Below are 15,121 nucleotides of genomic sequence, written 5' to 3'. Positions count from 1 at the left end.
CCATCACTCTGTTTTTTGTAAGTCGCTACGGCTTAAATCTCCCGATGCACCACCACCACTAAGCTTATACACCGCATCAGGATGATTATTAGCGATCGCCTGACGAAAGACAAAAATGTGTTGATTATCAGAAAATACTTTGAAAGGAGCATCTGCCGTCAAACGGGCCGTACTAGAGAGAAATGGATCGACCTCTTCAGGAAATAAGGTGGTCGGATCGGCCACTTCCTGCCTAGTATCTAGCTTTACCACAGGCATTCGTGTTGCCCCTGTGATGCTAAAACCCACCTGCTCAATTTCGTTAGGAAACTGTAGTTCGGAAGGGTTCTCTGGCCAATAAGCTACATCAAACTCCTCTTTGTTGCCCTCGGTATCGTTTAAGTCGAGTACCGCATAAAACAGCCGTCGTCGATCGTCCATAGCAAAGGCGATGGGGGTTCCCTTGTGGGTAATCATCTCCGTGTGCTTGTAGGAGCGATCGGCATAGGTCTTTTTTAATTTTTCTGCAATGCTACTAACAGGCATATACCTACAGTTCTAAGATTTCAGCTTTTTTTACCATAATTTATTAAGATATTGAGCTTCGTTAATAATTCTTAACATGAAGCTATTTATTTAGGCCCACATTCCGCAGATCAGTGATTAAGGAGAGGCTTCAACAATTAATAATTAATAATTAATAATTAATAATTACCTCAAGAAAAACCCTAACGGAATTGAATATAAGGAAATTCAAGATCACTTTTTTCTCTTGAATATAGAAGGCTTTATACCTTAGATTTTTCGGTAATAGTTGTTCATTACAATGAAGCCTATACTTCAAAAACCTATTACAACTGTGGCTATGTTCATAGAAAGCTCGGTAGTTTAAAATTATAGCACTACGCAAATATATCGCGGACATTTATAAATACTCAAACTTACTCAGAGATTACTTCCGACTTCTAACTTCCCATATCGCTATAGCATTTACCATTACCGCTCTTTACTGAATCAAATATCTCAAACAATGAAATATCAAGAATAAACCAACTTTGGTCTTCCTTTTTTCTACTTCCTTCTGCTATATTAGCTATGAGCAAAAAATCAAAGACCAATGACAGAACAGTCATCTATATCTACTTTAGCAGAGACTTTGTTAACAAAGTATGATTTTGACCTTGGTGGTGAAACTTCCGAGCAACTTATTGCTCGTTGGGAGAACAACTATCAAGTCGAGTGGCTTTCTTTAGCAGTTATTGAAGCATTATATCTGGGACGTTACAAGGCTATTTCTGTCCAGCAAATATTAACATTATGGGAACGTCGCGGTCAGCCTATTTATCATTTCAACTCTGAATTTCAAAATATTATTACTAGAAATGTTCTCACAAATTTGACAATTCAGATAGATACTCAGTCTTTACAAACACAAAATAACCCTAGCTTTTTAGAACAGAAACCACCAGAGAATTCTAAATTTGTGTCCTCATCTTCCAATCCCTTTAAACCAAAATCAAAAAATCAAGCTCAAAATTTAGTACAGAAACAACTTCCAATACAACCAGCTCAGTACAACATAAAACACACTGATTTTTATACTAAACTCAAAGCAGTTGTCAAAAAGAGTCAGACTTTGCGATCGCATACAAGCAAACTAGAAGGAGAAAAACAAACAAAGTCTTTAGAAAATGAGGAGTAGGGAGGGTGGGGAGTGTGGGAACTGTGGGGAGCAGAAAGTTGGGAGCAAGATGCTCCCGCTAGCAAACGATTTACTAACTTTTGACTCGGCGAATTTCTGAGCAAAAAGAAGCTAAAGCAAAACCGTTTGGTCTCTTAACCACACTGCTGCGTAACCGCAAATTAGGTATTAAATACCAAAAACGTTCCTCAGCGTAAAAATCCTCCGACTCTGTAATCAAAGTTAGAATATCATCACTCCCCATAATGTAGCGACCATTAAATTGATTACTGTTACCATTTCCTCTGTCTTGCAATAATTTACCTTGGTTAGGATCGTCAGAATTAGGAATAAGTATCAGCATTGTTGAACCTGCATCTTTGACTTGTTCTTTTTTTGTTGTACCATTCCAGCTAATCTTCACTCCTATTAACTCAGTTGCACTGGAGTCAACCTGATGTTGTTCGCACAACTTGATTAATGTAGGGTCAGTTTTTTCCAATATTTCAACATTCACTTCTGATTTACCTGCTTGCAGTTCCCCAGAAACTAAATTGTGAACCGTGCGTTGGGAAAACCATTCACCAGCACTTAACTTAAAAAATTCGATAATGTCCATTAACTTACTAATCTTATTAATTCTGAATCAATACTATATTTTGCACTGATTGGGATTTTGAGTCAAATTTTAACTGTAGCATTTTAGGGAGTAGGGAATAGGGTTCACCAGATATCCTGGCTTTTAGCAAACGAATCCTTAAAAACATTCTTATACCAATTTGATAAATGTTTGTTACAAATGGTAGGAGAAAGAAAGAAGGAAGAATTCATTAATTGATAATTGATAATTACAAGAAGGTTAAAACCGTTACGGAATTGAATATCGGGAAATATCCTAGCACTTTTTTTCCCCTATCCAAGGGGAGGCTTCAAGGCGCGAATTATTTAATTATTAATTATTAATTATTAATAATTGGGTAAGAAGTAAGAAGGAAGAAGGAAGAAGGAAGAAGGAAGAAGGAAGAAGGAAGAAGGAAGAAGGGGTAAATATCAAAAACAATGGATAAAAAAATATAAATAACTATCTAAAATAAATTAGATAGCAATTCCCAAGAAGCGTGAGGTACAAAATTCGTTTGTTTTAGGGAACACTTAACTGGGAATAGGGAATAGGGAATAGAAAACAAATTAAAGAGCTTGTGTACCTCATAAGCTTCAGAAACGCTATAGCAATCCTAAATAGGTCGTAATAGTTTTTATAATAGTTTTTCTGGGCTAAAAACCTTGAAAATTCTGACTCCTGAATTATGAATCCTGACTCCTGACTCCTAACTACCAGGAAAATATTACAACTAAAATCGGATTGCTATAGAGCAGCTATTTTTAAGCATATCTGATTTATCTCTAACCTTTGGTAGCATTATTTTTTCAAAGTCATATTATTAGTTAATAACTGAACTCTTGAAAAAGTATCGCATTATTTTTTTTTTGGAATTGGTATTAAATTAATTTTGCCTAGATACTTATCTGAAATACATTAATGTTTGCTGCCAAATATTGATAAGAAGATGAGAATATTCGTGTATTTCCAGAATTTTTTGTATTTCATATTAATTGACAAAAACTTAAAGTCTCAAGCATCCTTCTCTTCTAAGGGGATGCCAAAAAATCAACTTCAGTATTTCATTCAGTCAGAGGTACTGATAATTTATAAATGAAATGGCATCAAGTTCGTTTGACTACAATATATTGTTAATTAATGTGGTATATTGCTTTTAGCCTTTATCTCCCAATAACTAAAAACTTTATAGCTAATCAAATTGCAAACTGCTATAAATTGGACTAAAAAGCTTTAATTGTAGGGATTTTCCAAAGGAGATACTTCGCGAACGCTCTTTCCAAATACATTAAATTGTGGTAAATAATAAGGTTAAGTTATGATACTAAACTTATTAGGATATACACTAAATCTGATATAATTTAAGGGTACTAACACTATGCTCATAGAGATATTAACCCTGTTTGCGGGTGCAGGACTAGAACAAATAACCAGTGTCACATGGCATTCGGTAAATAAATGGGCAGCAAAAAAGGCTGATGAAAAGAATCAGGTAATACAGAAAGCATTAGTAACTTCATACTGTAAAGCTTTGCAAGTAATTCGTAAAGAGTCTCAACAACTACCCCAGTGGAAACAAGAGAAAGCTGCAATTGAAACTAGATTAACAGAAATGGAGAAAGATGCACTAATGATATTAGATTTAGTACAGACACAAAAGCATAGAATGACTCATATACCTCAAGGTGGAGAAGAACAAGCGATTACAAAAACAGTAATGTCTAGACTGCAAAGCAAAGATAAATGGCTGAAACACGCTCCCAAAGAATTATCTTATTTAGTTGAAACTAGATTAGTATCAATTACAGTGCATCAATTTCGCCACGAACTGAGAACAGAAAGCACAGTATTTCAAGCCTTAGTCCACGATATGTTAGCCACAGCAGGAGAAGACGTCAGTCGTTTGGTTGATGTTACCAATAGCATAGAGAAAAGAGTAGATCAATTTGTAGGAGACTACCGTCAAGATATTGATAAAATTATTGTAGGTATTGGAGGAGCTAACTCCCACTTAGAACAGTTAATATCACTGTTAAGCAAACAGATGAAGCAATGTCAAGCGATACCTGCTGACTTTGCCGCCCTCATAGCGGATAAAACAGAAGGATTTCTGGGACGAGGTTTTGTCTTTGACGCTATTGAAGATTTTATCCAAAATCAATCTAAAGGATATTTTATCATCGAAGCAGATCCAGGAGTAGGCAAAAGTACAATTATTGCAGAATATGTACGTCGCACAGGTTCTATTGCCTATTTCAATCTATTATCAGAAGGTAGAACTAGGGCTGAAGATTTTCTTAAGAGTGTTTGTACCCAATTAATTGAACGTTATAATTTGCCTTATGAATTACCATTACATCCAGATAATACCAGCAATGGGAATTTTCTGTCAAAACTACTGAACGAAATTAGTGCCCAACTAACCCCTGGAGAAAAACTAATAATAGCAGTAGATGCTTTGGATGAAGTGGATTTAAGTAGTCAGAGTGGAGCAGCTAATGTCCTATATTTACCATCAAATTTACCCAATAGAGTCTATTTTATGGTGACAAAGAGATCCGATCCACTACCATTAGTAGTGTCGGCACCACAGAAAATTTTTGACTTAATGATCTATCCAAATGAAAGTTTGGAAGATGTTAAATTATTTATTCGCCTAAGAACAAAGCGATCGGCAGTTCAAGCATGGATTGAAGCTAGGGGATTAACATTAGAAAAATTTGTCGAATCTATAGCTAGCAAAAGCGAAAATAACTTCATGTATTTAAAATATGTACTTGATGATATTGAGCAAGGTAACTATGGAGATATCAGCTTAGAAAGTTTACCCCAAGGTTTAGAGAAATATTACGATCAACACTGGCATAGAATGAAAATGAATGTTAAACCATTGCCAGTTACTAAACTAAAAATCATATATTTCTTAACAAAAACTCGTAAACCTGTATCCTGTGGAATGTTAGCTAAATTTAGTGGAGAAATATCCTTGACAGTTCAAGAAATATTGGATGAATGGGCACAATTTTTGCGGATTTATCAAACAGAAGGTAAGCCAGTATATAGTATATATCATGCTGCTTTTCAAGATTTTCTCTACCGTAAAGATATTGTTCAGGAAGTAGAATCATTAATTGAAATTGAAAGTATGGAAAAACAAATTAAAAACAATTTATTAGGAATGGTTTATAAAAATGCTTAGAATTGAGGATTCAGGAGTCGTAGGGGCGTTTCGCTACGCGACATATAAAACGTTTCGGCTAAGAGCCGACATGAATGCGGAGCATGACCTAGGAAAGTTGTGCGTAGCTAATGGCCATATAGCCTTACGGCATGGGCTTCGCCTTTTAATGTCGGCGACAGCCGAAACGCCAGTACAGGAGTCAGGAGTTAGAAGAAAGAAGGGATTCGATCTCAAATTCGGTAGTATCGGCATAAAAAAGCATAGAAACCGGGTTTGTATTAAATGCTCTACCATACTAATATATGCCTCCCACAAACCCGGTTTCTGATATCACTCGACGCGCAAGCAGATTCGATATCAATTATTGAAAAGGAAATTAAAATGGGTGAATTTAGAGAAAATTTAGCTCAACTACCCCTAGAAGATCAACGTTATCTTTTAGAAACTTTACCGGGTTTTCTAGTCAGTGAATCCGATACAGAACAACTACATCGCTTACTCACAGATTTTGATTTTCTTGAATCAAGACTATATTTATTCGGAGTAGAATATCTACTAAATGATTATGAGGAAGTTATGCACTCTGATGTCTGGATATCAAGTGAAAAACTAAAAACCCTAAAATTAATTCAAGGAGCAATTGAACTATCATCTCATATCTTAGTTGAAGATAAAACCCAACTAGCAGGACAACTGTGGGGGCGACTGCTATCTTTTGAAATCCCAGAAATTCAGAAAATGCTAGAACAGGCAAAATCCTGGAAACTGACCCCCTGGTTAAGACCAACTGCACCTAGTCTCACACCACCTGGAGGCAGACTGTTACGAACTTTTATCGGTCATAATGGTTGGGTAAATGCAGTAGTTGTTACTCGTGGAGGAATGGTAATTTCTGGTTCTTCAGACAATACTCTCAAAGTTTGGAACCCGGAAACAGGTAAGGAAATTAGTACCATTACTGGTCATACGGCGCGAATTAGAGCGATCGCCTTACTAGGTGATAAATGGGTGATTTCTGGTTCTGATGACTTCACTCTCAAAGTCTGGAACCTTGAAACAACAGAAGAATTAGTTACCCTCACAGGTCATACAAGAGCAGTAAGAGCAGTGGCAGCCTTACCAGATGGGAGAGTAATTTCGGGTTCCTCAGACAATACTATTAAAGTCTGGAATCTTGAAACACAAAAAGCAGAAATTACTCTCACAGGTCATCAAGGTTGGGTAAATGCAGTGTCAGTCTTTTCTGAGACAGAAATTATTTCAGGTTCATCTGATAACACTATCAAAATTTGGAATCTGGAAACAGCAGAAGAACTATTTACACTTACAGGTCATACAGGTGGAGTGAGAACTATAACTACACTTCCTGACAGACAAATTATTTCAGGTTCTTCCGATAACACAGTTAAAGTCTGGAATCTTGATAGCAAAAAAGCAATTTTTACATTCAAAGGTCATACCAAAGGAATAAATGCAGTAGCAGTAACTCCAGATAATAAACGCATGATTTCCGCAGCTTCCGATAATACTCTCAAAGTATGGAATCTCCTGTCTGGAGAAGAGTTATTTCCCCTTAAAGGTCATACTGACTCAGTATATGCAGTTGCAGTTTTGCCAGATGGACGCTTAATCTCTGGTTCCGATGATTTCACCCTTAAAGTTTGGAGTCTTGATACCTCCGAAGAACTTTCTCCCCTAATTGGACATACTAATAGAGTGAATGCAGCAGTAGTTTTGCCAGAGCAACAAGTAGTTTCTGCTGCTTGGGATCATACGATCAAAGTTTGGAATTTGAACACAACAAAACCTATTTATACTCTTAAAGGTCACACTGATCGGGTGAATTCTATCGCTGCATTACCAAATAAACGGATTATTTCAGCTTCAGATGATAATACTCTCAAAATTTGGAGTCTGGAAACAGCAAAGGAATTATTGACTATAGAAGGTGACAATAGATGTATTTTTGCTGTAGCAGTTACACCAGATGGACAACAAGCGATCGCTTGCTTATCTGACCAAACTCTCAAAGTCTGGAATTTAGAAACATTACAGGTAGTTTGTACGCTTAGAGGTCATACTGACTGGGTAAGTGCAGTTACAGTTACACCAGATGGAGCGCGAGTAATTTCGGGTTCTTTTGATAAAACTATTAAAGTTTGGTCTTTAGAAACTGGAGAGGAAGTGACAACATTAGTTGGTCATACTGGGTGGGTAAAGGCGTTAGTAGTAACACAAGATGGCAAGCGAGTGATTTCGGGTTCTTTTGACAAAACAATTAAAGTTTGGTGTTTGGAAAGAGAACAAGAACTATTCACTTTAAGTGGTCATACTGACTGGGTAAGTTCCATTGCAGTTACACCAGATGGCAGTTTGGTGATTTCTGCATCTGATGATAATACTCTCAAGGTTTGGGATTTAGAAACGCGACAGATAATTGCCGATTTTACTGGGGAGAGTTCCTTGGAATGTTGCGCTGTGGCAGCAGATGGAGTACAAATTATTGTTGGTGAAGCTTCTGGAAGAGTACACTTTTTAAAATTAGAAAGTTAATGAAGCGGTTATTTCGGTTATCAGTTAGCCTCCTATGGTCGTAACTACGTTAACAGTTAGCCTCTTGCAGAGGAACTGCGTTTTTTCGTATAGGGAATGCTCCGCTTTCCATGTCGCTCCGCGTTAACGTTTGCGTAGCATTCCGATAGGAAAGTTGTGCGGAACGCTAAACAGTTATCAGTGCTTCTGGGTAAACCTAGAGTTTTGAAATACTAAACGTATCCTTTTCATCCTCTATCCAAGGGTAGACTTGATAATAAATCCGGTTTAGAAGTATGAAACCTTATTTTTTGGTCAGCAGTCAGTAAGGGCGAATAGCCATTTTGCTCGGCAATATGTTTGCGTCATAACTCAGGAAAACGCCCTACATTTTTGCTGTGACTATTGCTTTAATATTCTTAATGCTTGGATTGCCAGTAAGAAAAAACCTACAGAACCCAATGTAGTAAGAACTTGGGCTACTAAATTAGGTGTTAATATTTCACTCATAATTATAATACCTTTAATGAAGTTAGAACTGAGAAGTTGTTTTTGTAATGGGGATTTTGAGTAATCCTCCAAAAACATTTCGCCTTAAAAGGCGTGGTTTAACAAGCTATCAGGTATCAGCATTCAGCTATTAGCTAAAATCGGCGGATTTAAGTCCCCCACAATAGTTTGAAAAATTAGTGGTGTGCGTATAATGGGGGATTTGAATCCCCCATTATACGCCTTGGGAGCTGTTGGCGATAGTCTGGCGATAGCAATATGCTGACCGCTGACTGCTATTTTAATACCCAATTATTTTGATAAAAAACAAACTTATTTCCTATACTATCTTAAATTTACCCTATTCAGTAGTTCAATGGACAGTAAAAAGTTTTTTTCAGATTTGACCATTTCCTGAATGGCGATCGAAGATTAAAGAACTCATTGTCAGGAAATATTTGGCCAAGGCTATCTTAAAATGCTCAATGATGTGGCTATTAAGATGCAGTGGTGATACGAAATCCACCTTAGTGAGAGGGTACTTTTTAAAGTTAAAGCCTTTGCTAAATAAGGAATTGGGTGATGGGACAAGCCTGCTTTTATACCCGGATTTGGTATGAATCAGATTTTTTTTTCCATAATGTAACTTTAAAAGACGGATTCTTTTTACAAGGTTCGAGCAATTATCCCGTTAGACCATTTCTCATGCATGAATGCTATATATGATTGGGTGGGGAAGTGTGGGAAGTGTGGGAGGCTGTGGGAGTCGTTAAAAGTAGGAAAAACCTATACTAACCGACTAATAATTGTCAAAAAAAGACTTTGAATCTTGCTAACTATTTAACTTCTGAAATCAAGCTGAAGTATAGCATTAATGCATGGTAATTGGTATTAGACCAAAATAGAGAGAATTATTTGATAAACTGACCTCTGCTAGACAAAATTTACCTGATATTAATTTGTTTATGGGTTCTGCCTTGGTTGAAATATTTGTCTTTCTTTGAGGAAATTATGAGGCAATTATTAATACCATTTCATCTTAATTCAACTGGTATAGAAGGAGAAAAATTATGAAATTTGAGACGAATATACAAGAAGATTGCTACAACAAAATTTGTTTATGGATGAGAGAATTATTTGATAAATTTCCCTATGCTAAACAAGATTTACCTGGTATTAATTTGTTTATGGGTTCTGCGTTAGTTGAAGTATTTGTTTTTCCTTGGGGAGATGATGAGGTAATTATTAATACTCGCTCTTCTGTTGTAACAGATGTTAATTTAACATCTGATTTACTAAAATTTTTATTACGAGAAAATAGTAAAATGCGCTTTGGTGCTTTTGGTATAGATGACAATAATAATATTATATTTGAACATACAATAGTTGGTTCGACTTGTGATAAACCAGAGTTAGAAGCATCTGTTAAAGCAGTTTTAAAAATTTCTGATGAATATGATGATAAAATTGTTGGGCAGTGGGGCGGAAAAAGAGCTATGGATAGAATTAGCTGAAGTCAGAAGTCAGAAGTCAGAAGTCAGAAGTTGAATTTGCAGAACGGACTAAATTTGAGAAGTGCGAGAATGTCTGCCTTAGTAATGGCGACTGCTATAGTCATTCCAGAAAAGGATTGAGATACTTAACCTTGATATAATCCTTTTAAATCAGGAATTTAGCCGTCTAATTTTTATTTCAAACGACTATATTTTGATTTAGCTAAAGGAATTTATATTTTAGAATTAATAGTGCTTCTTAAATTTTATGATTCATTAATCTAATTTTTCCAAGTATATGCTAAAAACAGAGCCTACTTACAAATTTCCCGAATCTAATCACCCCATAGTTAAATCACTATTTCATCACAGTGACCAAGAACTGTTGACCCTATTTCAAAACTATCCAGACCAAGGAAAATACTTTGTCACTATTTTCTGTCGTTATGGTATGATAGTCCAAACTTTAATTCAACATTCTGTGCGATCGCCTGTTCAAGCAGACTATCTATTTGCTCAAACCTGGCAACATATATTTTACGAATTGCGTGGCTTAGATTTGCGAGAGGGAGCAGATCCAGAGACTGGAAATACTACTCTTCAGAATTGGTTAATTAATATTACAGCCATTAGTATTAACCAAGAAGAAATGCCCCCTGTCGAGTCAATTCGTTATTCTTTAGAAATGGCCCCACCACCTTTATGGTGCTATTTCAGGCAAGTATTAGATCAGTTAGAGCCTTTACTACGCTTGATTTTGTTAATGTTTCAGACTTTTCACTGGAGTGAAACAAGAATAGCAGCTTATCTCCAAGCTGAGGGAGAAACAATTTCACATCAGGAAGTAAAATCTTTATTGCAACAGGGATATCATAATCTAGATACTAATTTGCCAGAAGATATTAAAGCCATCTATTTGAATGATGATATTGAGCAAGTTAGTACAGGTATAAATCAGTTTCTCAAAGTTCCAAAAGAACCAGAATAGTTAAGATTCTATTGTTTTAGGGAGTAGGGAGTAGAAAAGAAGAAAAACAACTGTACCTCATTCAATAATTAATAATTACCTCTTCTTATAAAGAAGAGGATTGACTAAAAGGAATTTTTTTCTTTTTTCTCCATGAATGGAGAGGCTTTATACCTTAATTTTTCGGTAACTACTGATAACTGATAACTGATAACTGATAACTGATAACTGATAACTGAAATGACCTAGTTCAAAAATACCCCACCTTTACCAGTAATATTCAGTGACTTTGTATCTAAATCAAAATCTTCTGTGGGATTAAATATAACTTCTAATACTCTAGAAGAAATCCTCTGAGGACGTACCAAAAGTAAACCACCATCAGGACGTTGGTAGGTTAAGGTTAGTGGAATTGGCAGTTCAGATAATTCTACCACTGAACTTTCACCTAGAATCCGATGTCGGCCACCTATTACCTGATATCCAATTACAGCACCAGTTTGATTAATCAATCTTAGAGTGATGATATCTTCAACAGGGGTAACCCTACCAGCAGGCTCTGGAAATTGGGGTGGGGGCTGAGTAGTTTCTGGCTGCTGAGTCGGAGGCTGACGGCGAGTCGGTTCGGTGTTCTCAGGTTCGACCTCTACAGGTTTTCCTCTATTACCAGATGGCTCAGAAGTATCCTCTTGCTGATTAGTAGCAGGAGGCTTTGTACCAGGTGGTGGGCCTCCAGCGTGGGAAATTGTGATTATCATTAAACTGCTACCAATGGCACTAATAATAGAGGTTGTTTTAACAAAATTAGACAGGAATTGAATCATCATCATCCTCAGATTTTGAATTAGGGACTAACTGCTGAACTTAGATAATTAGGCAAAGTTAGATTTAATTAGATAAATTAATTGTTTGTTCCTTCGTAAAAATACAAGTTTAAACTTTACCAAATATACTTAGGTTTTGCTGAATAAGTCTGAAATTTTGAAGCAGTCAGAAGTTAGAATCTATAGTCATTTTCATTTAGATTGACACAAGTATTTCTTGCTAGAAGAGAGTTTCAGCATAAAAAGTGTTCCATCCTTATTTGAAATAGCTATAATATCATGTCCGGTAGCATCGGTATTGTAAGGTCAAGGTAAGGAAGAAGCAAGAAGCAAGAAGGAATAGGGACAAGGGAAGAGGGCTTAAGAGCCAGAAAAAAACTTAAATTTCTTGTAGATATTGACGCTAACTTTTACACAAATGATACCAGCGGACATAATATAGAAGCCCTAAGCGTATCTCCAGAAAATAGGTCGGAGGGAGAATTAATACCATGTCCGATTGAACGCTTATAATTTAAGATAGTAGGGGAGTAGGGGAGTAGAGGAGTAGGGGAAAAATTAAAATATATCCTCTTGATCGCCAAATATTTTATTTATACCTAATCATCTGGACATGATATAATTGATCAAAAATGGGTAATAATTGATTTGATGATTGGATGACTGGGAGATATCTAATACACCCCATCTCCCCATCTCCCCATCTCTCCACACTCCCCTACTCTCAATCTCTAATTTTAAATAGATCCCTTCAGGGGTTCTATTAAGTGGCAACTGGCAAGTAAGATACTCATACTACTGACGACTGATAACTGATAAGGGGTTGCCCTAATTCTGATGTAAAGGCAACATAACAGTGGCCATAGTACCTACTTGGGGACGACTTTCAATTGATATTTGGCCATGATGATTTTCAACTATGGCTAGAGCGATCGCTAACCCTAAACCTGACCCAACTGTACCGCGATGGGAACGAGCGGGGTCTACTCGATAAAAGCGATCGAATAAACGAGACAAATCTTCATTGGAAATGCCTATACCATTATCCTTAACCGTTACCTTAAGACAATCATTTTTAAGATTTTGACAACCTTTAAAAATTACTCCACTATTCTCAGAAGTATCACCTAGTTCAGCTTTCTGAGTTCTCAATATTTGCTTTTTAGCTTTTGGAAGGTACTGCAACTCGACTACAAGATGACCACCAGATGGGGTATATTGCATACCATTACTCATCAAATTTGTAAATAGCCTGGCCAGTTGTTGCCAATCTCCTCTGATTGTAATATCTTCCTCAGAAATAGGATGTTTAATAATTTCAGATTTCTCTTGATTTTTATAATTTTGATAGTTAGATTTAGGGATATGATTAGATGTTGAATTTTCTTCAATAAAATCAGGTAGAGAAATTTTTAATTCTAGATTTATACCTTGGGCAGTAGCGATCGCCTGTTGTTCTTCTACTACTTCCATCAATAAAGCATCCAAAGGTATTGGTGAAAATTCTGACTTAACTATCCTACTATCTTGACGTGCCAAAAATAGTAAATCATCTACTAACCGCCCTAAACGACGGGTCAAACGTTCAATAACTTGTAGTTGTTGTTGATGTTCAGATGATGCTAACTTGGGGTCTGCTAAAGCTACCTGGACATTAGTTTGAATCATTGCTATGGGGTTTCGGAGTTCGTGAGAAGCATCAGCAGTAAACTTTTTCAAATGTTGATAAGATTCTCGTACTGGTTGTATTGCTAACCCGGAAAGTAACCAACCGATACTTCCGACAGAAATTACGACTAAACAGATACCGATACTTAAGTCTAGGATTAATTGGCGAATTGGTTTTGTCACTTCAAACCAAGGATGACTAACTCGCAAATATCCTAAGATTTGATGACCTACTTCTACTCTATCTGTCACTTGTCGTAGGAGTAAATTATTATTTGTGATTGGTTGTAATGTTTCAATTTTTCCAGAGTGGGGAGTTATTCGTACTGTTTCTCCAATACGGTTGGAATGTATGGGAATATTTAGGGGCTCAGAAAAGGTTGACCAAAGTAGTTTTCCTGTTGGACTAAACCATTCAATATCAATATGGTCATCTTCTACAGTATTAGCATTATCTGGAAAACTTGCTTCGAGGTTGACACGGAATTTTTTACTATTTTCAATAGGAAAGTTGGGGATAGGTTCGATAATTAGCGATCGCTCTACTATTTCTACAACATGGAGCAATGTATCATCTATACGTTCGATTAAGGTACTGCGGAAATAGATATAAAATCCTGTGGCAAATATTAGTAATAAAATGGCTGTGACTGTAGTGTACCAAATTGCTAAACGGCGACGAGTTGTTTGAAACATAATTATAAGGGAAGAGACACAAGATTATCTAGAAATAAAAATATTAGAAACTAATCTAAAACAGAAAATAGGGCGAGGCAATAATAGATAAACAATCTATCAGTGACCTGAAAATAGTCCGGGAATATTTGCTAAAAAATAGATAACCTTTTGTAGGAGTTTGGAGATCAAAACCATACTTTTCTATTAGCTATAAATGTCAATTTATTCCATTATTTCCACTCTTAATATTTTGTTGATAAATACTATCTGATTACCTTCATCAAAAAACAAAATTTGGCTGTTCAGCAATTAACAATTAATAATTATTTTTTAAAATATTCGGTTACTCTAGCGAATATTTTCATCATTTAGTTTGCTGTTATAGCAATCCTCCGCATATTCGTGGCAAAAATCTTACTGCTTTTTAGGGAACACTTAACTGGGAACAGGTGGGAGTCTCAAATTTTTTATTTACTTTTTAATTACCCGCAACCTATTTAGGATTGCTATAGTTCTTTTGCCTGGTCTTCTACCTTTCAAATGGTTGAGATTTTCTAATTTTTGTTTGGTGGTTTTCTAGACTCTCCTTTAGCAGATTTTGATTTAAGTATAGTTCCTTATTGTTTTGATAAATCTTGATTAGTAGGTTTTTTCACTACTTGCCCATTTATATTAATATATCCTCTATTTTTACCTCGTTTAAAAAATGCAAATTCTCCATTCAATCTATCCAACTAATCATAACAAATTGGAATGATTTCCTCTCCATAATAATTGATATAACGATATTTTTTTCTAGTATTACTCTTGCTATTCCTTGATAAAAACTATCAGCAAAATCATAGATAAAATCTATTACCAAAAAATCAAGGTTTAAAGCCTCTCCTTTCAAGGATAAACAAGAAAAAATTTTCTTTTTATTCAATCCTCTTCCTTTTAGGGAGAGGTAATTGTCTATTATCAATTATCAATTATCAATTATCAATTATCAATTATCAATTATCAATTAT

At 35.8% G+C, this 15,121-nt stretch carries 10 protein-coding genes; 5 read left to right on the top strand and 5 right to left on the bottom strand.

All coding sequences use genetic code 11. From position 1 onward, the window contains the following. Window positions 1-3: 3 nt before the first annotated feature. On the bottom strand, window positions 4-525 hold the full coding sequence (locus ACP6PK_RS18910; protein ID WP_426561684.1) for a hypothetical protein: 522 nt from the start codon (window positions 523-525) through the stop codon (window positions 4-6). 571 nt (window positions 526-1,096) lie between these two features. On the opposite strand from ACP6PK_RS18910, the gene ACP6PK_RS18905 reads away from it, so the two are divergent. Then, on the top strand, window positions 1,097-1,681 hold the full coding sequence (locus ACP6PK_RS18905; protein WP_426561682.1) for a hypothetical protein: 585 nt from the start codon (window positions 1,097-1,099) through the stop codon (window positions 1,679-1,681). A gap of 73 nt (window positions 1,682-1,754) precedes the next feature. On the opposite strand, the gene ACP6PK_RS18900 is transcribed toward ACP6PK_RS18905, so the two are convergent. Next, window positions 1,755-2,279 (bottom strand): phycobiliprotein lyase, encoded by a 525-nt coding sequence (locus ACP6PK_RS18900; protein ID WP_094677631.1) that lies wholly within the window; start codon window positions 2,277-2,279, stop codon window positions 1,755-1,757. A gap of 1,378 nt (window positions 2,280-3,657) precedes the next feature. Here ACP6PK_RS18900 and ACP6PK_RS18895 point away from each other — a divergent pair. From ACP6PK_RS18895 to ACP6PK_RS18880, 4 genes are all read left to right on the top strand, one after another. Then, window positions 3,658-5,478, top strand: a complete 1,821-nt coding sequence (locus ACP6PK_RS18895) for a P-loop domain-containing protein (protein ID WP_426561680.1) — start codon at window positions 3,658-3,660, stop codon at window positions 5,476-5,478. Between the two features lie 363 nt (window positions 5,479-5,841). Further along, window positions 5,842-8,013, top strand: a complete 2,172-nt coding sequence (locus tag ACP6PK_RS18890; protein WP_094677623.1) for a WD40 repeat domain-containing protein — start codon at window positions 5,842-5,844, stop codon at window positions 8,011-8,013. Window positions 8,014-9,551: 1,538 nt separating this feature from the next. Then, window positions 9,552-9,995 carry a T3SS (YopN, CesT) and YbjN peptide-binding chaperone 1 gene (locus ACP6PK_RS18885; protein WP_094677619.1) on the top strand — a complete coding sequence of 148 codons (444 nt, stop codon included), beginning with the start codon at window positions 9,552-9,554 and terminating at the stop codon, window positions 9,993-9,995. Between the two features lie 277 nt (window positions 9,996-10,272). After that, entirely contained in the window at window positions 10,273-10,962 is a 690-nt protein-coding gene (locus ACP6PK_RS18880; RefSeq protein WP_094672592.1) for an RNA polymerase subunit sigma-70, read from the top strand. Between the two features lie 224 nt (window positions 10,963-11,186). Here the strand turns inward: ACP6PK_RS18880 and ACP6PK_RS18875 are convergent, their stop codons facing one another. The 3 genes from ACP6PK_RS18875 to ACP6PK_RS18865 form a co-directional block, all read right to left on the bottom strand. Further along, window positions 11,187-11,771 carry a hypothetical protein gene (locus ACP6PK_RS18875; protein ID WP_426561677.1) on the bottom strand — a complete coding sequence of 195 codons (585 nt, stop codon included), beginning with the start codon at window positions 11,769-11,771 and terminating at the stop codon, window positions 11,187-11,189. Window positions 11,772-12,593: 822 nt separating this feature from the next. Further along, window positions 12,594-14,129, bottom strand: coding sequence for a sensor histidine kinase (locus tag ACP6PK_RS18870; RefSeq protein ID WP_426561675.1), 1,536 nt, complete (start codon window positions 14,127-14,129; stop codon window positions 12,594-12,596). 703 nt (window positions 14,130-14,832) lie between these two features. Continuing rightward, window positions 14,833-15,036, bottom strand: a complete 204-nt coding sequence (locus ACP6PK_RS18865) for a hypothetical protein (protein WP_426561673.1) — start codon at window positions 15,034-15,036, stop codon at window positions 14,833-14,835. Window positions 15,037-15,121: the final 85 nt, after the last annotated feature.

Origin of the sequence: Dapis hubbardiae BLCC-M172 (assembly GCF_050016015.1) — a bacterium.
Taxonomy (GTDB): Bacteria; Cyanobacteriota; Cyanobacteriia; order Cyanobacteriales; family Microcoleaceae; genus Trichodesmium.
Note: the sequence above shows the minus strand (reverse complement) of the source record. Positions and strands in the feature narration are given on the sequence as shown.

What these genes read in the sequence shown, in the direction of transcription:
- ACP6PK_RS18910 (WP_426561684.1), bottom strand. Translation starts at nt 525, where the DNA reads ATGCCTGTTAGTAGCATTGCAGAAAAATTAAAAAAGACCTATGCCGAT.
- ACP6PK_RS18905 (WP_426561682.1), top strand. Translation starts at nt 1,097, where the DNA reads ATGACAGAACAGTCATCTATATCTACTTTAGCAGAGACTTTGTTAACA.
- ACP6PK_RS18900 (WP_094677631.1), bottom strand. Translation starts at nt 2,279, where the DNA reads ATGGACATTATCGAATTTTTTAAGTTAAGTGCTGGTGAATGGTTTTCC.
- ACP6PK_RS18895 (WP_426561680.1), top strand. Translation starts at nt 3,658, where the DNA reads ATGCTCATAGAGATATTAACCCTGTTTGCGGGTGCAGGACTAGAACAA.
- ACP6PK_RS18890 (WP_094677623.1), top strand. Translation starts at nt 5,842, where the DNA reads ATGGGTGAATTTAGAGAAAATTTAGCTCAACTACCCCTAGAAGATCAA.
- ACP6PK_RS18885 (WP_094677619.1), top strand. Translation starts at nt 9,552, where the DNA reads ATGAAATTTGAGACGAATATACAAGAAGATTGCTACAACAAAATTTGT.
- ACP6PK_RS18880 (WP_094672592.1), top strand. Translation starts at nt 10,273, where the DNA reads ATGCTAAAAACAGAGCCTACTTACAAATTTCCCGAATCTAATCACCCC.
- ACP6PK_RS18875 (WP_426561677.1), bottom strand. Translation starts at nt 11,771, where the DNA reads ATGATGATGATTCAATTCCTGTCTAATTTTGTTAAAACAACCTCTATT.
- ACP6PK_RS18870 (WP_426561675.1), bottom strand. Translation starts at nt 14,129, where the DNA reads ATGTTTCAAACAACTCGTCGCCGTTTAGCAATTTGGTACACTACAGTC.